Genomic DNA, 20,953 nt, shown 5'->3' on the forward strand with positions numbered 1-20,953 from the left:
CTGACGGGAAGCCGCTGTTTCGCAGCAAAAAGACCGCAGCACCATGGGGTGACTGCGGCCTTTCGCCTGCTGAAATTTAGTTAAACGTAATCGCCAGCGCGCTGGTAAACTGGCCGCCCGGCGGCAGGGAGATGACGTTCTGCTTCTCCCGGAAATCGCCGGTGAAGCCTTCGCGATCGGCCACGCCATGCCAAGGCTCGATACACACGAACGGTGCATTCTTCGGCTGCCAGATGCCGAGATCGGGGAAGCCCGTGAAGGCGACGGTTACGCTCCGGTCAGACTGTCTGCTTTTCAGGGCAACCGATTTGGACTGGACATTACGGAAGACAAGGGCGTCATGCGCGAACATCTCGTGGTTCAGCGGCATCTTGTTGTCCGCGCCGAGCATGGCCTCGTTCTGGCCCGGAGTGATCAAGCCATTCTCATTCAGGAATAAGCGCTCCAGGCGCTCCGGCTGTTCGAATTCAAGATAGTAGTCGGTGAAGCGGCCTTCTCCGCCAATCGGGCAGTTGAAGGCCGGATGGGTGCCGAGCTGGAAGAACATCTCCCCTTCACCGGGATTCTCCACCCGGTAGCTGATGTCCAGCGTGCTGCCGTTCAGATTATAGGTGAGATACAGATGGAACGGGTACGGATAGCTGGCCAGCGTGTCCTCGTTGTGCGATAGCCGGTAGACCGCCTGCGTCTCGCTTGCCTCCACCAGCGTGAATTCGTTGCGTCTGGCGAAGCCGTGGCGGGCCAGCGGATACGTCTGTCCATCTACACGGACCACTTCGCCTGCGGCTCCCCCGATCATCGGGAACAGCACCGGAGAACGGCCTGTCCAATAGGCGGCGTCTCCGTTCCACATATATTCAGTATCTGTATCCGTTCTTCTGAAGCTGACCAGCTCAGCACCGAGTGAACTGATCTCGGCCACGGCCAGGCTGCTGCGTAAAATAGTATTCATGCTCTGTACCCCTCTCGCCCTGCAATATGTAATCCTGATGTCTCATATTCTAACAGACTTCCCCGCAGGTGCCAGCAAATAACGGAAATTCTCCAGCCTATAATTTTTACAGTATGTACAATGACAAACAGGTGGAATTCGTTAACATAGAAGGATAGCAATGATTCCATATCAGCGGAAACGGGGGGGAATAAGCCGATGCAGGTGAAGCAACTATTGGTGAACGGTGAGCGGCTGAAGAATACCATTGAGGCCTTTGCCGATTTCGGGCGGACAGACCATAACGGAGTTACCCGGCTATCGCTGTCGGAGCAGGATGTGCGGGTGCGCGGCTATTTCACCGCCTGCTGCGAAGAGCTGGGCATGACCGTGAAGGTGGATGATATGGGCAATATGTATGCCACTCTGGCTGGCAGTGAAGCGGGCCCCCCGATAGTGATGGGCTCACATCTGGATACCGTGAAGAAGGGCGGCAGATTCGACGGTGTACTGGGGGTGATTGCCGGCCTTGAGGTCGTGAGAACCCTGGTAGATCACGGGATTAAGCCCCGGCTGCCTGTCACGGTGATGAACTTCACCAATGAGGAAGGTGCCCGCTTCGAGCCGTCCATGATGGCCTCAGGCGTCTTATCCGGCAAGTTCGATAAGGCAGCCATGCTGGGGAAGAAGGACGCGGAGGGCGTCAGCTTCGGCGAGGCGCTGGAGGCCAGCGGCTATGCCGGCGATGCAGAGAACCGGATCAGGGAAGCGGCGGCTTATCTGGAGCTGCATATCGAGCAGGGCCCTGTGCTGGAGAAGGAGAACGTTAAGATCGGCCTTGTTGACTGTGTCGTGGGCATGGCCTGCTATGAGATTGAAGTGACCGGGGAATCGGATCATGCCGGAACTACGCCGATGGATATGCGCCGGGATGCGCTTTTTGCCGCTACGGATATTATTGCGGAGCTGCGCCGCAAGCTGTCCGTGCTGGACCCTGAGCTGGTCTATACGATGGGACGGATAAATGTGCTGCCGAACATCCATACCGTGATTCCGAACAAGGTAATCTTCACCGTGGAAGCGAGACATAAGGACATGGATGTGGTCCGGGAGGTCGAGGCGGTCATTCACGGCCTGCCGGAGGAGCTGTTGGATTGCAGCGTGTCGAAGACGAAGCTGTGGGGCCGCGACACGGTATGGTTTGATCCGGGGATCTGTGCGCTAGTGGAGCAGGCTGCGCAGAAGCTCGGTTACAGCAGCCGGAAGCTGGCGAGCGGTGCGGGGCATGATGCCCAGTTCGTGGCCGGGTTCCTGCCGTCGGCGATGATCTTTGTCCCAAGCGTGAACGGGAAAAGCCATTGCGAGGAAGAGCTCACCTCCTATGAGGATTGTGAGATGGGCGTGAATGTGGTGCTGGAGACGGTGCTGTCGGTGTTGTCTCGTGACTGAGCGGGGGATTGGATAGGCAGGTCGAAATCCAATCGATCAAACTTCCTCAAGATATCCAAATCAGAGGTAATATGATGAGTACCCCAATAATAATTACCGATGGCTTGTTCAGCGACACACCATTGTTTGCCATCCGGATACGGGTTATTATGTTCAAATGTGGTTAATTCTTCATCAGTTGCCATTTGAATTTCTGTGGTATTGAGCAGTATGTCAATAATTGTATCCAGATTTATATCTGCAACATGTTTAAGTTCTGGATAGTGGTTGCTTTTTGGCGAACCCATAAAGTACACGGGCAATGGTAACCAAAACGGCCATGTTACAGGGTCAAATGATTTCATTTCCAACGATACCGGGTCATAATCGGGGACGCCGTTGAGTAGGATTTGACCACACAGCTTGTACTTGTCTTTTAAAGTCACTGCTTTGTGGTAGATATCACTGTTTTCGTCTGCATATTTAAGTATAAAGTCTGAAAGTCTCTTTGTTACTCCAATATCAGCTTCCGTGGCTTTCTTTGGGTCGAAATGAAACCATGGCAAATGTGCGAAATCATTGTTGCTAGGGATTCCTTGCATCCCCACCCAGCCGTCATCCAACAAATATGTACCGGAATCAAGGTAGTTGATGATACCCATAATAATTGTATCTCTTATACTGCTAACAGAATCATCTGCCGTGTCCAAATAATCCAACGCTATACATATTGTATAGGGAGAAGAATTAGGGTTCCAATTGTTGCACTCGATGTTGTAACCAAAACCGCCATCCTCATTTTGGTAACTGGACAGAACTGAAAGGAATTCCTCGCAGCTCCCGTTTTCAAATAAATACTTCCACTTTGTAAATTCAAGCGGTCTGGCATTACGGTGAATTAGTTTTCTTAATCTCAAAAACTCATCAAGTAATATTTTTTTCATAATATTTACCTCCCGATGTTATTTTGAAACGTTGGGAGTATTATACATTTTAGTATGAGCAGCTGTCGATGAGATTTGTTTTCTGTTATCTGGAGGCGCTGATGCGGCTGGAACGGGGGAGTCCGGGGTACTGGTATGAGCGGCCCGTTCTATAGATCCCAGCTATGTGGGATGGCGGTTCCGGGGCCCGGCCTTGATAATCGGTACATGACCTGTTGGGGTCATGTACCGATTATCACACCGGAGGGGATGAAATGAGAGACAGCATGAGCAAGGCAGCCAGTCCTTGGGAACAGGCCGACGGGGATCAGTATATTCAGAGCATCAGCCGCAAAATCCCCGGCTACCAGCTCCAGTATGACTTGATGGATACGCTGTTAACAGCGCGGCTGGACAAGCGGGAGAAGCCAAGGTTACTGGTTGTAGGAGCAGGCGGGGGCCAGGAGATACTAAAGCTGGGCCTGAACCATCCGGCTTGGAGCTTCAGCGGCCTGGATACCTCGCAGCGTATGCTCCAGGCTGCACAGCAGCGGCTGGGGGTCGCGGGTCTGCTGGATAGAGTGGAGCTGCATCATACGGAGACCAGTACATGGAACTGCACTAGAGCGTATGATGCCGCAACCTGTATGCTGGTGTTGCATTTCTTGCAAGGGAGGACGAACAAGCTGGCGCTCCTTCGCAGCATTGCCGCGCGGCTTCAGCCGGGTGCGCCGCTCTGTCTGTCTGCCATCTGCGGGGGGCCGGGCTCTCCCGAATGGCAGATACAGATGGCAGGCTGGCGGCTGCATATGCTCGGGAACGGGATACCGGAAGAACAGTGGAAGACCTTTGAGCACTCTTTCGGAGTAACCTCCCATCCGCTCCCCGCCGCAGAAGTGGAGGAGTTGCTGCTGGCGGCTGGGTTCAAGGCCGTATCCCGGTTTTTCGGCGCTTATCTGATTGACGGCTGGGTGGCTGTGAAGGCGGAGGAACGATAGGTAATTGCACTTTGTACAACAGAATGCTGTAAAAAAGGCTCCGAAATCGATTCTATTGTATTCCGTACAATTGAATATTGAAAAAAGGCCATTTTTCAGCCAAATCACAACATTCCACTGTATGAAATACAATAGAATCATATTTTACGGTCAGCTATGCGTTTTCTATTGCAGGAAATACAATCAGTTGTCACCCCTTCACCGCTGAGCTGGCCACTCCTTCAATAATGTATTTCTGGCCGAGCAGGAAGACGAGAATCATCGGGATGATCCCGGCGGTTGCTGCGGCCATCATGCCGTTGTAATCGACATTGTTCTCCAGGATGAAGTTCTGCAGCCCGAGCGGAACGGTGAACAGATCCTGGTCGATCAGGAAGACGAGCGCGTTCTCATAATCGTTCCAGTGCCAGGAGAAATCAATAATCGCCAGGGTCGCCAGCGATGGCTTGGCCATCGGCAGGATAATCCGCGAGAAGATGCGGAAATGGCCTGCGCCGTCGATGAAGGCGGCCTCGGAGATTTCATGGGGTACGGAGAGGAAGAACTGCCGCATCATGAACACGCCGAAGATGGTGAACATACCTGGCAGAATGAGCGCCCAGTGAGTGTTATAGATGCCGGCCCAGTCGAACATGATGAACTTCGGCACGAACAGCACCTGCGGAGGAACCATCATCATGGACAGGTAGACCAGGAACATTGTGTTACGCCCCTTGAACTCAATTCTGGCAAACCCATAGGCTGCCAAGGCGGACAGGGAGACGGCACCGATGGTACTCAGCACAGCGACCTTAAGGGAATTCAAATAATAAGGTACGAAGCTGCCCTGGCCGGACCAGACTTTGACATGATGACTCCAGTTGAAGTGGTCCGGAATCCACTGGATCGGATAGCGGAATACCTCTGACGGTGTTTTGAAGGAGGTGCTGATCATCCAGAGGAAGGGTACAATCATGACGATGCTGAAGAACAGCATGATTAATGTGGTGATGATTTTGATAGCGGCGGCTTTATTCATATTCTCAGCTCCTTAGTAGTGAACCCAGCGTTTCTGGCCCAGCCATTGAACAACGGTGAAGATCAGAATGATCAGGAACAGGGCCCAGGAGACTGCTGAGGCATAGCCCATCTCGTAATAGCGGAAGGCATTCTGATAAATGAACAGGGATAATACGGTGGTGCTGTTCCCGGGGCCGCCCTGCGTAATCGCCTGGATGATGCCGAACTGCTTAATCGACATGATCAGCCCGGTAATCAGCAGCAGAAAAGTAGTGGGACTCACCAGCGGCCACAGGATGCTGCGGACCGTCTGCCACGTGCGGGCACCGTCGATGGTGGCTGCCTCCAGCAGCTCGCCCGACACCTCCTGCAAGGCGGCGAGGTAGATAATCATGTTATAGCCGAGCATGAACCAGATCCAGATGATATCAATCGCATACATGGACGTGTCCATCGTGGACAGCCAGCCGGGAGGGTTCTCGATGCCCATAGAGCGGAGAATGCCGTTAATCGGCCCGTTATTCGGGTGGAACAGCAGCATCCAGACGAAGGCTACGGCTACGCCGCTGGTAATGTAGGGCATGAAGTACAGGGCGCGGAGCAGCTTTTTGAGATAGACGGAACGGTTCAGGATGGCAGCCACCAGGAACGCCAGCCCAATCGACACCGGAACAGAGAGCAGGAACAGCAGCGTGTTCTTAATGGCAATATAGAAGACCTCATCCCCCAGCATCCGCCGGATATTGGCCAGCCCGATGAACTTGGTATTAGGACTCATAAACTTGTAGTCTGTAAACATGAGATAGAACGAATACATAGCCGGTATGATAAAAAACAGTATCACGCCAATCATATTGGGCCCGATAAACAGATAGCCCAGCAGCTGCTGACGTCGCATCCAGGTTGCTTTCACAATAGCCCCACTCCTTAGGTCTTAATAAGTACATTACAAGCATAGCAAGCGTTCCCGTGAGGGTTAAGGAACAAAACCCCCCACTTCATGGCACAGAAATATACAATTACACAAGCGGCAGCAGGCGCTTCGTTCTTAGTTATGTTCTATCCAGGTTCCGCCCAGCAAGAAAAGCGGCATTCCCTTGAAGGAATGCCGCTGGAGCGATACTATGATCGTAATCTGAAAGGCAGGCTACAGGCTTAAGCTATCCGGCTTCTCCCGTTGTTGATGCCGGTATTGGCTGGGCGTCTGTGCGGTCAGGCGCTTGAAAATCTTGATGAAGTAGTTATCGCTCACGAAGCCGACCCGGTTGCCGATCTCATAGACCGGCAGGTCGGAGCCGGTCAGGAGCCGGATCGCCTGATCTACCCGTACACGGTGCAGATAGTGGATGAGGGTGCGGCCGGTTTTCTTTTTGAACAGGGTACTGACATAATTCTCGGCCATCATGACATACTGCGACATCGACTTCACGGTAATATCCTCAGCGTAGTGTTCGTGCAGATAGTGAAGGATCTTCTGGATCTCCGGGTGGCTCGTAATCTCCTCATGGGCCGGCGGGGGCGGGGGAGACTCCTTAAGCACATCCGGCTCTGCCTTGCGGTTCTTCTCCAGCTCGCCGCTGATCTTGCGCAGTGTGTCCCGGAGTGAATTCACGCTCATCGACAGCTTCAGAATATAATTGGACGCCCCGTATTCCATGGCCTGCCGCACATTCTCGAAGTCATTCATGCAGGTCAGCATGACGAAGCGGGAACCATACCCCTCCTCACGGGTTCTGCGCAGCAGCTCGACGCCATCCATCTCCGGCATGACGATATCCGAAATCACCAGATCGGGTACATCTTCGCGGATCATCTCCAGCGCCTCAGCCCCGTTGCCCGCTTCTCCGCTGACCGTGAAGCCAAGCTCTTCCCAGGCGATAATCTCACGCACGCTTTCCCGTACAAATACCTCATCCTCCACCAGCAGTACCTTCCACATGTGTAATCCCTCCCTTAGTTATGCGCTTCAAGCCGGATGTTCGTTGCCGTAAGGTGTGGACATTAGCAGCGGGAGCGTTAAGCGGACCGTAACGCCTTCGCTGGTTGAGAGAACTTCAAGCTGCCCCTCTTCCCGGAACAACAGCCGCAGCCGCTCCTGAATGTTACTCAGTCCGATGCCCGGACGCTTGCGCGGAGCCTTGGGGCCCCCGCCCTGCTCCATGCCTACGCCGTTGTCCCGGATCTCGACAATCAGCCTGTGCTCTTCGCGGCGGACGTTCAGCTCAATGAGGCCGTGGCCCGGCAGCCTGCTGATTCCGTGGATAATGGCGTTCTCCACCAGCGGCTGAAGGCTGAGCTTCGGCACCAGAGCATAGAGAATGTCCTCGTCATACGTGAAAGTACAGTCGAATTTGTGGGCGTAACGGACCTGCTGAATATGGACATAGGCCTCAACAAGCTCAATTTCATCCTTGAGATGGATCAGATCCTTATCGGTATTCAGGCTGGCCTCCAGCAGCTTGCCGAGCGACAGTGTCATGTTCGTAATATCCTCGTTATGCTCACGGATGGCGATCCATTTGATCGTATTCAGCGTGTTCAGCAGGAAGTGGGGATTCGTCTGGGCCAGCAGCATCTGAAAATGCACCGCCTCCTTCTGCCGCTCCTCCGCCTTCAGCTTCTGGATCAGCAGGTGGGTGTCGTCAAGCATCGTATTGAAGGTCCGGGTCAGCTCAAGGATCTCGCCGCTGAATTTGTGCTCCGGGAGGCGGATCTTCAGGCTTTTCTGCACCGCCGCCTTCATCTTGTTCTGCAGATGGGACAAGGGCCGCGTAATCGTCGTAGCAATCACGAAGGTCATCATCAGGAAGATGCTCGTCAGCACTAGGAACGTAATGAAGTACTGCTGCTTCAGCCCCTCGATCTCCACGAACAGCACAGACAACGGAATCCGGTTGACGATATACCAGTCCAGCGACTCCACATAGATATAATTAATCAGGGCGTTCGCGTCCTTGTCGATAAAATACTGCTGTCCCGGCTGCCCGGCAAAGCCTGCCTTCACCTTCTCGGATAGCTGGCTGCCCGGAACCGACTGGGAGATATCCTCGCCCGAGCGGGTAATCAGGAAATATTGCTGCTCCAGATCGGACTGCTTGTGAATGGAGCGCAGCCAGTACGTATAATCAATGCTGATCCGGGCCATGCCATACGGCTGGTTCCGGGCATCCTCCAGATAGGCGTATAAGGAGAGAAGGTAGGCGCTGGTCGAGACATCACGCAGCACGTAGTTGGTATCATTAGGCACCCAGTGATAGGAGCTGTTATTCATCTGCCCTCTGTCGAACCCCGGATTTCCCCGCAGATCCGAATAGACCAGTGAATCCTTAGGCTGGTAAGAGGTGTATGCGCTTTCAGATAAGTCCAGAATCATGAAGTAGACCGAAGGATTATACAGGAAGAAGCTGTTGTTCAGATTCTTGAAAATATTCTCCATCAGCCGCTTGTTCTCCAGCTCATTACGCTGTCCGGGATGGAGCAGTACGGACTTCACAGTGTCATCCTGCTTCAGGAACAGCAGCGTTTTGAAGGCAATACTGATCTGGTCCTCCAGCGTGCGGTACATCTGCTCCAGCTGATAGTGGCTCTGCTGGCTGATTTTCTTCTGGACCAGCGTCTCAATACGCTGATAGTTATAGATATTCAGTGCGCCGAACGGCAGCAGAATCAGGCACACGAACGCGGTGAACAGGCGGTATTTCAACTTCTGGGGAATCAGCACACGCAGCAGCTGTGACACAGGGAAGCACCTCCAAGCCTGACTGAACCTGCCCGGTTCGGGACGGTTGATATGCTAGATTATAGCATAATCCCTCCGCCGGATTGGCGATATTTCAAATTGCATGGATTTGTTCCAGCGGGTACGGGAGGAGGCCAGAAATGCATAGTTTTGTTCTATTCGGGCTGCTTGACAGCGGGACAAGAAAGACGGATCGGATAGTTATCCGCCCCGCCTTGTCAAGGAACCCCATGGAGTATGCAGGGGCATAAGATGGATGTCAGTTTAAACGAATGATGTTGTACTTCAGCGCAAGCAGAAGAAACACGCCAGCCAGGAAAATGACTCCCGCCGAGACTAATCCGCCTATAATGATTGTCCTGTCAAAGGGTTTGAAGCTTTTGAGCATTCCATCACTCCTCTGTAAAGATAGTCCCTCCCCCCAATTATAAACGATCTGCCAGTGTGCGCGGTAATTAGGGTTCCCGGACGCATGTGCCGCCTAGATTTGTGGACCGACGGACTGATGGATCGACGGATTGATGGACCAACGGATCGGCGGATCTTGGGGCCGACAGACTGACGGATCGGCGGCCTCAGAGGCCGTTATATCCCTCCAGGTAACCGGAAATGAAGGGGGAAACGGTAGTTAAGCGCCTCTGAGTCCGCGTGGCCTCCAGAACAGCGCGATTCGCCCAAATAAGCGCATTCCAGTCCGCAAGAACGCGGCTGGAGCTTGCCGCATTCATTCAAGGCCTAGCCTGTTCCTGATAGGTTCAGATAAAAGAAAGAGAGGCGCCATGATTCCCATGGCAAGCCTCCTGTACGATGCATGATATCTCTCTGTTTCTTCTCTGTCTGCGCCCCTCACGCTACTTCTTCTGCTTCAAATACCCGTTATGCCGCGCTGCCATGGCCTGCACAGTCTGATCGAGCGACTGCGAGCCGAGGAAATACTTCTCATACTCCTGTGAGCGCAGGTCCATTACCTCTTGCGGCAGGCTGCGGACATAGGTTGGCGTCTTATTGTCGAACATGACGTACATCAGGGAGTCCAGATCGTAGGAGTCACTTTTGTCGCCGATGAGGCTCTTGAGTGCATCTTCCTGCTTGGCATCCTTGGAGGCCGGGAGTCTTCCTCCCGCTGCCATCGGGGACATGCCGCCATCGGAATACCACTTCAGGAACTCCCAGGCCGCTTCCTGCTTCTTGGACTTGGCGTTAATAGAGATGTAATCGCCGAGGCCCCCGCGGGTCACGTAATCACTGGCGGATTCAGTGAGCCGGGGTACCGGAGCGAAGGCGATTTTGAAATCACGCGGGAAGTCAGTGAAGTTATTCGAGCTGCGCAGCAGCCACGCCCCGATATTGAGCATCGGCACCTCTCCGCTGAGGAACACCTGCTCCACCGGCATCTTGGAAGTTAATTGCTCGCCGAGCGGCGGTGTGGTCTTATCGTCCTGCATCATCCCGTTCAGCGTCTCAAGCCATTGTCTGACCAGCGGATGGTCGAGATTGGAGGTGCCGTCCGGCTTGGTGTAGCCCTCCTGAGAGAGCACGGAGTCGATGGGGTCCACGAAGGGCTCCATATTTTGAATAAAACCGTAGGAATTGCCGCTCTTCAGCTTCTTCGCATACTCGCGCAGCTCATTCCAGGTCCATTCCTTCGGAACGGGCAGGCCTGCCTTATCCAGTTCGTCCTTGTTCAGGGCGATGAAGAACGGGCTCTTGGTCGTCGGAACACCGTAGAACTTGCCGTCAATTTTCCAGCTCGCGGTGTCCGCGCCCATCTTCTCTTCAATGTTGTAATCGGTGAAGCCGCTGAGGTCCAGGGCCAGTCCCGATTCTACCCGCTTGGCGGCATGGGAGATCGTATAGTTCACGAACAAATCCACATCCTGGCCGGTAATCATCGCCGTGTCCAGCTTCAGATTGCCGTCATCATCATTAACATAGCGTACATATTCCACCTGAATATCGGGGTGCTCCTTGTTCCAGTTGTCCACCACCTGCTGCGGACCGGATTCCGGCGGGACACCGCCCCACATTTTGAGCGTAACCGCTGTATTCTTACCTGTAGCAGAGCTCCCATTGTCCGCTGAAGATGAATTGCTGCTGTTCCCGCAGCCTGCGGCCAGGCCCATGATCAGAACTAGTGAAGTGATTCCGGCAATAACACGGCTCTTGTTCAAAAGCGACAACCTCCCTGAGTGTACTGTATAGGCTTGCAACTCAAGAATAGCAGATGGCCGGAAGCGTCAGAAGGAACAAAAAACAGGAGAATATGGAACATAACTTTACATTCTCTCCCCGGGTTATGGCAAGGGCGGGCTATAGTGCAGGGAAACGTTCTATTCCGGGAGCCGCTGAGGCATCCTAAGCCCATTGTGTAAAAACACAATCATGTCAGATCATGTTTTTCTTTTTACCCAAAATGCAGCTGAAGATCATATGTTATGATTCTTTACATAAGAGAACCCTACCTGACAGGAGCGATGAACGATGATTATTGGCGTACCGAAAGAAATCAAAAACAACGAAAACCGCGTAGCGATTCCCCCTGCGGGTGTGGTGAGTCTGAGCGCAGAAGGTCATAAGGTGCTTGTTGAGGCCGGAGCGGGTGCTGGCAGTGGATTTCTTGATGAAGATTATGCCATAGCTGGTGCGGAATTGGTTGCTGAAGCTGCCGCAGTATGGGCTGCTGCTGAAATGGTAATGAAAGTGAAAGAACCGCTGAGCAGTGAATACGGCTACTTCCGCCCGGGGCTTATCCTCTTCACTTATCTGCATCTGGCTCCAGAGCCGGCCCTGGCTGCCGCCCTCAAAGACAAAGGCGTATTCGCCATCGGCTATGAGACCGTAGTGGATGGACGTACCTTGCCGCTGCTTACCCCGATGAGCGAGGTAGCTGGGCGTATGGCTGTACAGCTCGGTGCACAATTCCTGCAAAAGAACTACGGCGGACAGGGCATCCTGCTCTCCGGTGTTCCCGGCGTAAGCCGCGGCAAGGTCAGCATCATCGGCGGCGGGGTGGTCGGTACCAATGCCGCTAAGATGGCCATCGGCCTTGGCGCTGAGGTGACCATTATCGATTTGAGCGCAGACCGGCTCCGTCAGCTCGACGATATTTTCGGTGCCCAGATCAGTACCCTGATCTCCAATCCGTACAATATTGCTAAGGCCGTTGCTGAAGCGGATCTGCTGGTAGGGGCAGTGCTGATTCCAGGCGCGAAGGCGCCTAAGCTCGTAACGGAAGCGATGGTGCAGACGATGAAGCCGGGCTCCGTCATTGTCGATGTGGCGATTGACCAGGGCGGGATTGTGGAGACGATTGACCGGGTGACCACGCACGACAACCCTGTATTCGAGAAGCATGGGGTCCTGCACTATTCGGTCGCCAATATGCCGGGCGCAGTCGCCAAAACCTCGACCATCGCCCTAACCAACGTCACCGTTCCATATGCTCTGCAAATTGCCAACAAAGGCGTATTTCAGGCTATCGAAGACAATGCCGGGTTGAAAAGCGGCGTCAACGTAGCCAACGGCAAAATCACCTGCCGGGCCGTAGCCGAAGCTCTTGGGGAAGAGTACTTCACGGTTGAAGCTGCTGTAGAGCAAGAGTTCACGCTGATCTAATTTGTAGAGAAAAAAGTCGGCTAGAGGGGTATTGTAATAGACAAGTCAGGGGATAGAAAAGTAGGCAGGAAAGAGTACGTCTACGCCTATTGCAGTCCGGTGAGCGATCACCGGGCTTTTTATGTTGGAGTGGGCTAAATGTAATCGAAAAGTGAACACATTCTTCATACCATGTCAGGTTTCCTCCACATTTTTTGCATCTCCCTATAGGCAACTGCCAGGCGCTGTAATATAATGTAATCACTTATATAAGCTTCGGCTATTCTTTGGGGTTGAGGTGGGAACATTGACAGAAGCAGAGCCATCATTTGACCGTTTTTTTGACAGCATGGAATCCCTGGCGGATACCCTTAGTGAATCGCTTCAGGCGCAGGTTACGATTGAGGACAGCAATCATCATGTGATTGGCTACAGCTCCCATCAGTTTGAGAGCGATGCCGCACGAATCTCCACCATTATCGGCAAAAGAGTACCGAATACCGTGATCATTGGCCTTCGCAAAAAGGGTGTGATGCACAATCTGGAGAATACCGGCCATCCGATCCGTATCCCCGCCGTGATGGAGGTCGGTCTGGGTCCCAGACTTGCCATGTGCATCCGGCACCAGCAGGAGATTCTCGGCTATATCTGGGTAGTGGACGGTGGGAATCTTACCGAAGGGCATGCGGAGCGTATCGTGGAGAAGGCTGCCGGGATTGCCGGACGTTATCTGCTGAAGCAGCGCGGCTGGAAGACGAGGCAGGAGAAGACGTTCGAGGATTTCTTTTGGAAGCTGCTGACCTCGCATTATGAGAGTGAACTGCGAATTCGCCAGGAGGCAGAGGCGGGGACGATTCTGCTGCCGGAGCGATATTATATCGGGGTGCTGGAGAGCAGCAGGCCGGTGGATGAGCATTTTTTGCAGAAATTCCGCAGGGTGATGGATACCTATAGCGGGCAGCGGCTGCTCTTTCAGACTGCCGAGCAGAACCGGCTGATTATTCTGTTCTCCTTTATATTTCCGGTAGAAGGGACGGGGCGTCTGTCTTCGTTCCTGCACAAGCTGCTAGGGGAGCTGGGCCAGAGCGAAGGCGGCAGGCTTACGGCAGGCTGCAGTCCTGAATACCGCGAATATACTTCGGCCGCCGAAGCGTACCGCGAAGCGCTGCAGATTCTGGAGATGAAGAAGCGGCTGCCTTATCATACCCGTGAGCTGCTGCTCTATGAAGAAATCGGGTTCTGGGCCTACCTTCCGGCTATTCTGGAACAGAAACGGAACCGTCCCCGCCGGAGCGCGCTGCTCTACCCTCTGAAAGAGCATGACCGTGAGCATAAGAGTGATTTCCTGAAGACTCTCGCCGTATATCTGTCGCTGAACGGGAATCTGAAGGAATCGGCCGCTTTTCTGCATATTCATACCAATACCTTAATGTACCGCCTGAACCGGATCGCCGAGATTACAGGCCGGAGCCTCAAGGAGACCGATTACCGCACCTCCATCTATCTGGATCTTCTGACCGAGGAGACCGCACAGGTAAATCTATGGTTCCAGGAGGCTGAGGGTTCCAAAGAGTAGCTAAAGTTTTCGGGCAATCCGAAAAGCGTTATTCGCCTGTTCAAAGCCGACCTGAGGATAGAACGTTAAAGCTTGCTCGGAAGACAAAAGCACGATGGATACTTGATCTCCTAAGGTCTGCTGAAGCAGTTCTATCAGGCTCTTACCTATATTTTTCTTCTGATAATCCTGAATCACAGCTAAATCTGATAGATAACAGCAGTAACAATAGTCCGTAATGGCCCGTGCTACTCCGACTACCCGGCCGCCATCCCAGCAGCTAATTAGGACATCGGCCTGATCAATCATTTTCCCCATACGGTCTAAATCGCTGTGAGGCCGCTTTAGGCCCGATAATCTAAACACCTCAGCCATTTGTTCAGGCAGTAATTTTTCGTTGACCTTAAATTCTAATGCCATAATGACTCTCCTTTTACATTCATTTTTATTATTCTAAGCTATAAATGAGCAAAAATGGATAAAGGATACTCTTGCATCGTCTATAACTAAGTGGAGGTTTTTATGAGAAAAATAGTGAGCGTATTTCTCAGTGTCACAGCGATCTCAATGAGCATTGGAGTGAATAGTATATTTGCTTCAGCAGCTCCCGCTGGTAGTGTAGCTAGTGTCAAATCTTCCAGAGAACATCCAAGTGTTTTTATCAATAATGAAAAATTGGATATCTACGCTAATGTTACAACTCTTGGGACAACGCTTGTTCCTATGCGGCCTATATTCGAGGCCTATGGAATGACAGTAGAATGGAATAACGCGACCAAAACAGTTACTGCGACCAAAGATGATATTATCATTCAGTTAACAAATAATTCATATGATGGGGTTGTGAACGGAAATAAAGTGGTATTAACTCAAGCTCCTTCTCTAGAACCTGATAGTAATATATTCTTTGTGAATTTAAGATTTATCTCTGAAGCACTTGGCGCACAGGTTACTTGGAATAAAACGGCTGATGATGCCTCCGTGTATATTAATTTTTCTGAATAATACTGAATGCATGTAGAGAGTCTGCCGTTCAACTGGGCAGGCTTTTTACTGCATGTTAAATTAAGGTTTTGAGAAAAGAAGAGCAAAAATGGACAGACGGGCAGAATTTGAGGAAAGGCTACATTTTAAGCAGCAGTTACGCCTCTTTGTCTTGATACAGCGAGCGCAGAAGCAAGCAGCACAATGGCATTCAAATATTGGTGAGTCGTAACTTTTTGGATGCCCCAAACATGTAATTGGTCTGCGGTTGGATAGGTCTTCATTCGAGAATTGTAGCGTTCTACACTGGTTCGCGTGTTGTACAGTTCCTTCCAGCCCCGACTTTCCCGGTGCGGCATCGCATAGCGGCGAAGGTCTTTCTGCGTGCTGACCTTAACCACCATTCCATAATTGGAAGTGGAGCAAGTCGTCATGCCTAAAGGACAATACACTTTCCCCGTAGCGTGTGGACAACGAAACTTCAAACATTCCTTTTCCTGTCCCCAATACGTCATAGGAAACCCCGTTGAACAGCAAGGTGTCCCTTTGCTTGTCATGCCTGCTGGAGGTTCCTTTTCGTTCCGCGGATCCATGGGAATAATTGCTTGAGCCTTGAGGCTGCGGGCCGTTTCGTAGTTTTTCAGTTGGTCATATCCTGCATCCAGCATGAAAAAACGAGGTTTGAATCGTTCGACGGTTCGCTTCATGAGTGGAGGTCCCTCATCGCCATCATTCACGTGAGCGGGTGTAACCTTAAGGGCAATCGGAAGTTCACTCTTCGTGTCGACGGCCAGATGCAGCTTATAGCCAAATCACTTGACTTTGTTGCCAAATGTATCGAGTTTAACTCCCCAGTTGGCATTGCCGGTGAGTTCGCTTTTTCGCTTAGGTTCTTTTTTCTCGTAGGCGTAAATAGCTGCGCTGTCGATGGCAACATGAGTTCCGCCCAGGATTCCTGCTTCTTGACACTGAGCCACAAGGCCGTAGATCCAGTCCACTGAAAAAAATGGGCAATCTCTCTTTCGATTCAATTTTTTGAAGCTCCTCAAAGGAAAATAGACTTTCTTGGAGAATATACAAAGGGGACTTCCTCCTCTTGAGTGTTTTGGTGTCGTTACCAAAAAACTTCTCCAAGTTGGGGTGAAGTCCTTTTTTATGCTTGAAAAACCCTTGTGTAACAAGGGCTTAAATTAATGCAAAATGCTCATGTATTATACTTATCACTCCAAGATTAACTCGCCACCATTTGGAGAACGCTCTAAAATCTTTGTTTCATTTAGAGTATCTTTGACGTTCCTCCGTATAATCACCTTCATGGCGGTCCAAAACCTGAGTAAAACACTTCTCACTCTAGGTCAATCTCGTCCTAATCAATAAAATCCCCCATTTACATCATATACTTATTCCAATTTTTTATTTCTGCATTTTTTAATATTTTTCTATTAAAAAGAGAAAATCCAGCCATTTTGAACCGGATTCCCCATGTAAAATCATTAATAATTTACAATAAATATGCATGAAAACTCTTATTTTTTACATAATTTAACTTTACTAGTTTAAATATTCCGTGTTATGGTATTAGTGTAATATTTTCTCTTAAAATACACAAGGAAGGAGAATATTTTTATTAATCCCTAAATTTTACAGATCAACAGAATTTCCATTAAAAAAAATGTATCTGGAGGTTACTTATGTTCAAGAAATTCTTATCTTTGGTGTTAAGCCTATCTCTGCTAATTTCATTTTTTGGTGCAGAAGCCCACGCAGCCGAGAACCAATCAAAAGTTAATTATAACGGACAGGAATTTACTATTGATATTCTTGAAGATTCCACCACCATAAAAAAAGTACAAGTAACGAACGATAGTATGACCTACATCACTGTGTATGATAAAGTAAATAATTCTGTGACCACAGAAGAAATAAGTCTTGCCAACACAGAAGAGAGTACATTCAAAAAGGGTAATAGCCAGAATGTAGTGAATTCGTTCACTTTAGATTTGAATGCTTTGGAAGAACAGTCTAATAATATTGGAAATGCTGCCGCACGTGGTATCTATGAAGGCTTAATCTCTTATAAAATCACAACATTTTGGGACATAAAGTATTTTGTACATAAATTCACACTTCCAACAAGTTATTCGTGGACATTAGAGTGTGACAGAGGAGCAAAGCGTGACATCGAAGAAAATTCCAGTAACGCTTCTACTCTAGAGAGCTATAGACTAGCTGTAAATAATGTTAATAAGAAGCAGGTGGAAGCTGTTGCTGTAGGCGGCACTGCCCTTGCAACTACAATCGCCGCAGGAGCTGCTGCTGCTACTGGTGTTGGAGCTATTGTATCACTCGTTACAGCAATAGGCGGTTCAATCACAGTAGCATATTTGTTCTGGGATGCTAAACAATCTGCAAATGATGCCAATTATTTTTTTGAGCGTGTTTAAGTAATACTTTAGCTAACATAATGAGTTAATATGGGTGAGGTGGATGTACTGCTTCCACCTCATCTCAAAAAAATCAAAATTCAAAAGTGGTGATTTATGTGTTCAAATCAAAACGAATCTTTACTGCAGTTCTACTTGTTATATTTATGTTTTTCGCTCTAATTTATTCGGTACTGTTTAATGGTAATCTCAATAATGAACGTTCAAGAGATATATTTAATAGATATTCTTACAGTCACCTGGATACGGGCTACTACACGCTTACCTCCCCTGCTCGTTCACTTACTGTCCTACAAGATAATAACAATACCATCTATCTCAACGGGTTTATTAAAAATTTAAATGAGCTATTGGTTCGTCAAGTCTCTCTTTTAAGTGCAATCGTTATCTCACTTATTATTTTTATATTTATATTTTTCAGTGCAAAAAAAGCCTCTCCTCTCTTTTTGATTATTTTTTTCTCTGTAGTATTGCTTCATATTGCATTGAATAGTTATTTCATTTCTCATAATACAGAGGAGATTCACTATTTTTATTCTAGATTAGCTGGTTAAATATTTTAAAGTTACTATAGGAAGCAGATGCTATTGTATTATTCATCCCCCTCAAAAAGTGCAGAAAATTTTTTCCAAAATCTAATAAAATCACTTTATCTAAACTCTCTTTACTTCTTGTGTCCACTCCTAAAACATCCTTTAAGCCCTCCTCCTGCCGACTAGCTATATTTGCTGAACGAATCGTAACGCTTAGATACTGGTCTTTGTAATACTCAACGTCCTTTTTAGCAATCCTTAATTATTCTTTCAGTTGCGCTATTTCTTGGCTGTACTTCTTAGCTCTTTCTTCCATCTCTTTAGCCTTTTCATAAAAGCTCATAGAGACTTCTTGATATATTTAAAATCACGAATCATTGCCTTTTGATTATTTCAATTTTTTCAACTAATTTTACGACATCTTTCAATATAATGTAGTTCTTCTCACCAGAACCACCCATTTCTATTTGGATAGAATTGCTTTTCAAGTTGTGAAAGATTTAGATTTTTGGTTGGATTCTTAGTAGTAAACTCGATTAGGAAATCGTCAAGCTGCTCATCCGTATATTCTTCTTGTCTGCCTCTACGTTTCTCCGTCTCACTCATCTATATCACCTTCCTGTAACCAAGCGTCTATTTTCGCTTGTCCTTCATTTTGGTAAGTCGGAAAACAAAGGAATCTGCAAACTCTTCGAAGTGCTTATGATAATGGAGCTGAGTAGTTAATAAATCATGCCCCGCCATATTTTTTAATCACAATCTGGCTATAAAACGAAGCCAATAGCGAACGAAAATGATTGGTTCTTACAAAGTCATTATTACCCAGACTATATACAAATAACTGTTTATCAGAATAATCTCCACCAGTGAACATAATATATTCATCTATTATAATAAGAACGAATGTTCCTATATTTTATCGCTCTAAATACTAGAGTCAATGTAAATTCCTTTTTACGAACCACGGCAAAAAAAATTTATCGTTCTGGTTGTAATCCATCTGTGTAAATCACCTTATATAGTGAGGGCATCTGTTCAGCGCCTATCTGCTAACTAGAGGAGTGTGATGTAAATGAAGAAAGTGCTATATGTACCGCTCGATGATCGGCCTGTCAATTTGGATGATGTGATTGTGCTAGGGAAGTCGGCGGGGATTCATGTGATCACACCGGATGTAACGGACCTTAAGAACCGCCTGGATTCGCAAAAGACAGCATCGGGCACAACCCTGCTGACCACAGGTTCACCGGCTTATGGAGACACGGCCAAGATCCGGAAATTTATTCGGGATCATGTGGCTTCAGTGGATGGCTTCATCCTGTCGGCGGACATGCTGGCCTATGGGGGGCTGATTGGCAGTCGCCGTCTGCGTACGGATGCAGGGGGTGCTTATCCCGCTTATGATGCTGCAATTACAGAACTGCTGGAAGTCATCCGTGAAGTGAAGCAAGCTTACCCGGACAAGCCAGTGTATGTAATGGATACGATTATGAGGCTGGCCACCACCTCTTTTGCGGAAGGGCTGGATTTGGCGGCCTATACCGAGTCCCGTAATTTCATGCTTCAGCCGCGCAGAAGCTTCGCGCAGTTCGACGATATTCTCAGCGGATATAACCTGTCCCAGACTGGCGCATATGGAGATACGGCTACTTTTGATAAAGAGCAGTATTACAATACCAGAGCGCATAAGTTCAAGACGAACCGCTATATTCTGGAGGTGCTGGCGCAGGAGGGCTCTATTGATTTCCTTGCAGTCGGTGTAGATGACGCCAACACTCAGGGCGTGCAGATTAACGAGATTCACTATATGGAAGCAGGCATTAATGAATGGCTGGGCGGGACTCAGGGTCAAAATCCGGACCGGGCCGTCATTCTCCCTGATGCAGACGGACTGGGACAGTCCTTACTGGCACGGATGGCGAATCAGCTCTACCGGAACGGGGCCACCACCAGATACACTGTTGAATATTTCGGACCTCATGGCTCTACCCTTACGAGTCCGTATGAATATATGAATGTGCATCAGAACATCCTGCGCCATCTGGATATTGTGGGGGGAGAGGCGGTAGGTGATGCCCGTGAGGTGGAGATTATCGCAATTACCGCTGCGGATCAGGCACTGGCTGCGGTTAACCGGATCGAAGATAACTATTCCCGCCTTGTCCCGTCGGTAGTGATTGACTGTGTCGGCGCAGGTGCAGCAGATGCAAGTATAACTGAGGCTTTGCTGGGCAGCAGGCGTACTGGCGCGCTATTTGGGTATAGCGGCTGGAATACGCCAGGGAACAAAATCGGCCTCGCACTGGGCATGGCCCAGGCCCGGTATGCTTGGGTCGTTACAGAGACCGGCGCAGCAGCGCTGGACCTTGCGGTTAACGCTCACGGCTCACTGCTGTTCAAGCGCTTCCTGAAGGACTACTTCTACAAAAGGCTGGCGATTGGCGAAATCCGGATGTACTCCAGAGCCCATTCGCTCTATGAGAATGTTGCAACGTTTACAGATCAGAATATGCTGTTGTTCAATAGCCCGGAGGACTACGCTCATCTTCAGGCTCTGCTGAGAGAGCGGATGCAGACACACACAGACACGCTTGCCGGGACGACCGCCTTCCTGATTGGCAGTGCTGAGCCGGCGTGCAGTATCCGGCAGATTAACGGGGGCAGTTGGGTCTTCTCGGAATATACCAGTGCCGTACTTCGATACGATGATCCCGATTATATTTGGGGCCGCGCCTTTGAGATTACTTTGAATCCTCATGTCACCTTAGATTAATAGGTGTTTCTGATCGGCAGCTCTCCGTGGATAGATTACGGGGGGCTGTTTT

Annotated in this window: 16 protein-coding genes and 1 pseudogene; 7 read left to right on the forward strand and 10 right to left on the reverse strand. The window is 49.8% G+C overall.

Translation table 11 applies throughout. From position 1 onward, the window contains the following. Window positions 1-76: 76 nt before the first annotated feature. Window positions 77-952: an aldose 1-epimerase family protein gene (locus MKZ07_RS24815; RefSeq protein ID WP_341028271.1), complete on the reverse strand. Its 876-nt coding sequence runs from the start codon at window positions 950-952 to the stop codon at window positions 77-79. Window positions 953-1,150: 198 nt separating this feature from the next. Here MKZ07_RS24815 and MKZ07_RS24820 point away from each other — a divergent pair, with 198 nt between their 5' ends. Beyond that, a complete protein-coding gene (locus MKZ07_RS24820; RefSeq protein WP_036691273.1) occupies window positions 1,151-2,380 on the forward strand; it encodes a Zn-dependent hydrolase in 1,230 nt (409 codons plus the stop codon). On the opposite strand, the gene MKZ07_RS24825 is transcribed toward MKZ07_RS24820, so the two are convergent. Further along, window positions 2,311-3,303, reverse strand: coding sequence for a hypothetical protein (locus MKZ07_RS24825; protein ID WP_341028273.1), 993 nt, complete (start codon window positions 3,301-3,303; stop codon window positions 2,311-2,313). The two genes, MKZ07_RS24820 and MKZ07_RS24825, sit on opposite strands and share 70 nt — an antisense overlap. A gap of 254 nt (window positions 3,304-3,557) precedes the next feature. Here MKZ07_RS24825 and MKZ07_RS24830 point away from each other — a divergent pair, with 254 nt between their 5' ends. Beyond that, window positions 3,558-4,280 (forward strand): class I SAM-dependent methyltransferase, encoded by a 723-nt coding sequence (locus MKZ07_RS24830; protein ID WP_341028276.1) that lies wholly within the window; start codon window positions 3,558-3,560, stop codon window positions 4,278-4,280. A gap of 190 nt (window positions 4,281-4,470) precedes the next feature. On the opposite strand, the gene MKZ07_RS24835 is transcribed toward MKZ07_RS24830, so the two are convergent. The 5 genes from MKZ07_RS24835 to MKZ07_RS24855 form a co-directional block, all read right to left on the reverse strand. After that, window positions 4,471-5,298 carry a carbohydrate ABC transporter permease gene (locus tag MKZ07_RS24835; protein WP_036691269.1) on the reverse strand — a complete coding sequence of 276 codons (828 nt, stop codon included), beginning with the start codon at window positions 5,296-5,298 and terminating at the stop codon, window positions 4,471-4,473. A 12-nt stretch (window positions 5,299-5,310) separates the two neighbouring features. Continuing rightward, entirely contained in the window at window positions 5,311-6,192 is an 882-nt protein-coding gene (locus MKZ07_RS24840) for a carbohydrate ABC transporter permease (protein ID WP_036691267.1), read from the reverse strand. 234 nt (window positions 6,193-6,426) lie between these two features. After that, entirely contained in the window at window positions 6,427-7,218 is a 792-nt protein-coding gene (locus MKZ07_RS24845) for a response regulator (RefSeq protein ID WP_036691265.1), read from the reverse strand. A 27-nt stretch (window positions 7,219-7,245) separates the two neighbouring features. Further along, window positions 7,246-9,018, reverse strand: coding sequence for a sensor histidine kinase (locus MKZ07_RS24850; protein ID WP_341028278.1), 1,773 nt, complete (start codon window positions 9,016-9,018; stop codon window positions 7,246-7,248). Window positions 9,019-9,869: 851 nt separating this feature from the next. Beyond that, entirely contained in the window at window positions 9,870-11,189 is a 1,320-nt protein-coding gene (locus tag MKZ07_RS24855; protein ID WP_235218337.1) for an ABC transporter substrate-binding protein, read from the reverse strand. A 310-nt stretch (window positions 11,190-11,499) separates the two neighbouring features. Here MKZ07_RS24855 and ald point away from each other — a divergent pair, with 310 nt between their 5' ends. Together ald and MKZ07_RS24865 are read left to right on the forward strand one after the other, a co-directional pair. Next, window positions 11,500-12,633, forward strand: a complete 1,134-nt coding sequence (gene ald / locus MKZ07_RS24860; RefSeq protein ID WP_341028282.1) for an alanine dehydrogenase — start codon at window positions 11,500-11,502, stop codon at window positions 12,631-12,633. A gap of 286 nt (window positions 12,634-12,919) precedes the next feature. Next, window positions 12,920-14,188 (forward strand): PucR family transcriptional regulator, encoded by a 1,269-nt coding sequence (locus MKZ07_RS24865; RefSeq protein WP_051493195.1) that lies wholly within the window; start codon window positions 12,920-12,922, stop codon window positions 14,186-14,188. Here MKZ07_RS24865 and MKZ07_RS24870 read toward each other — a convergent pair whose 3' ends face one another. Further along, window positions 14,189-14,587 (reverse strand): GNAT family N-acetyltransferase, encoded by a 399-nt coding sequence (locus tag MKZ07_RS24870; RefSeq protein WP_036691260.1) that lies wholly within the window; start codon window positions 14,585-14,587, stop codon window positions 14,189-14,191. A gap of 102 nt (window positions 14,588-14,689) precedes the next feature. On the opposite strand from MKZ07_RS24870, the gene MKZ07_RS24875 reads away from it, so the two are divergent. After that, window positions 14,690-15,172, forward strand: coding sequence for a copper amine oxidase N-terminal domain-containing protein (locus tag MKZ07_RS24875; RefSeq protein ID WP_036691258.1), 483 nt, complete (start codon window positions 14,690-14,692; stop codon window positions 15,170-15,172). Window positions 15,173-15,297: 125 nt separating this feature from the next. Here the strand turns inward: MKZ07_RS24875 and MKZ07_RS24880 are convergent. Further along, window positions 15,298-16,231, reverse strand: a pseudogene (locus MKZ07_RS24880) (transposase). A 611-nt stretch (window positions 16,232-16,842) separates the two neighbouring features. Between MKZ07_RS24880 and MKZ07_RS24890 the strand changes: the two are divergent. Further along, window positions 16,843-17,595, forward strand: a complete 753-nt coding sequence (locus MKZ07_RS24890) for a geobacillin-26 family protein (protein ID WP_036691256.1) — start codon at window positions 16,843-16,845, stop codon at window positions 17,593-17,595. 977 nt (window positions 17,596-18,572) lie between these two features. Here the strand turns inward: MKZ07_RS24890 and MKZ07_RS24895 are convergent. Continuing rightward, window positions 18,573-18,734, reverse strand: coding sequence for a hypothetical protein (locus MKZ07_RS24895; RefSeq protein ID WP_156949526.1), 162 nt, complete (start codon window positions 18,732-18,734; stop codon window positions 18,573-18,575). 466 nt (window positions 18,735-19,200) lie between these two features. Between MKZ07_RS24895 and MKZ07_RS24900 the strand changes: the two genes are divergently transcribed. After that, the gene (locus MKZ07_RS24900; protein WP_341028297.1) at window positions 19,201-20,901 is read left to right on the forward strand and encodes a DUF4127 family protein; all 1,701 of its coding nucleotides are present in this window, start codon (window positions 19,201-19,203) and stop codon (window positions 20,899-20,901) included. Window positions 20,902-20,953: the final 52 nt, after the last annotated feature.

This window comes from Paenibacillus sp. FSL P4-0338 (assembly GCF_038002365.1).
Classification (GTDB): domain Bacteria; phylum Bacillota; class Bacilli; order Paenibacillales; family Paenibacillaceae; genus Paenibacillus_AQ.

What these genes read in the sequence shown, in the direction of transcription:
- ald (WP_341028282.1), top strand. Translation starts at nt 11,500, where the DNA reads ATGATTATTGGCGTACCGAAAGAAATCAAAAACAACGAAAACCGCGTA.
- MKZ07_RS24845 (WP_036691265.1), bottom strand. Translation starts at nt 7,218, where the DNA reads ATGTGGAAGGTACTGCTGGTGGAGGATGAGGTATTTGTACGGGAAAGC.
- MKZ07_RS24890 (WP_036691256.1), top strand. Translation starts at nt 16,843, where the DNA reads ATGTTCAAGAAATTCTTATCTTTGGTGTTAAGCCTATCTCTGCTAATT.
- MKZ07_RS24900 (WP_341028297.1), top strand. Translation starts at nt 19,201, where the DNA reads ATGAAGAAAGTGCTATATGTACCGCTCGATGATCGGCCTGTCAATTTG.
- MKZ07_RS24835 (WP_036691269.1), bottom strand. Translation starts at nt 5,298, where the DNA reads ATGAATAAAGCCGCCGCTATCAAAATCATCACCACATTAATCATGCTG.
- MKZ07_RS24870 (WP_036691260.1), bottom strand. Translation starts at nt 14,587, where the DNA reads ATGGCATTAGAATTTAAGGTCAACGAAAAATTACTGCCTGAACAAATG.
- MKZ07_RS24815 (WP_341028271.1), bottom strand. Translation starts at nt 952, where the DNA reads ATGAATACTATTTTACGCAGCAGCCTGGCCGTGGCCGAGATCAGTTCA.
- MKZ07_RS24820 (WP_036691273.1), top strand. Translation starts at nt 1,151, where the DNA reads ATGCAGGTGAAGCAACTATTGGTGAACGGTGAGCGGCTGAAGAATACC.
- MKZ07_RS24875 (WP_036691258.1), top strand. Translation starts at nt 14,690, where the DNA reads ATGAGAAAAATAGTGAGCGTATTTCTCAGTGTCACAGCGATCTCAATG.
- MKZ07_RS24825 (WP_341028273.1), bottom strand. Translation starts at nt 3,303, where the DNA reads ATGAAAAAAATATTACTTGATGAGTTTTTGAGATTAAGAAAACTAATT.
- MKZ07_RS24895 (WP_156949526.1), bottom strand. Translation starts at nt 18,734, where the DNA reads ATGAGTGAGACGGAGAAACGTAGAGGCAGACAAGAAGAATATACGGAT.
- MKZ07_RS24830 (WP_341028276.1), top strand. Translation starts at nt 3,558, where the DNA reads ATGAGAGACAGCATGAGCAAGGCAGCCAGTCCTTGGGAACAGGCCGAC.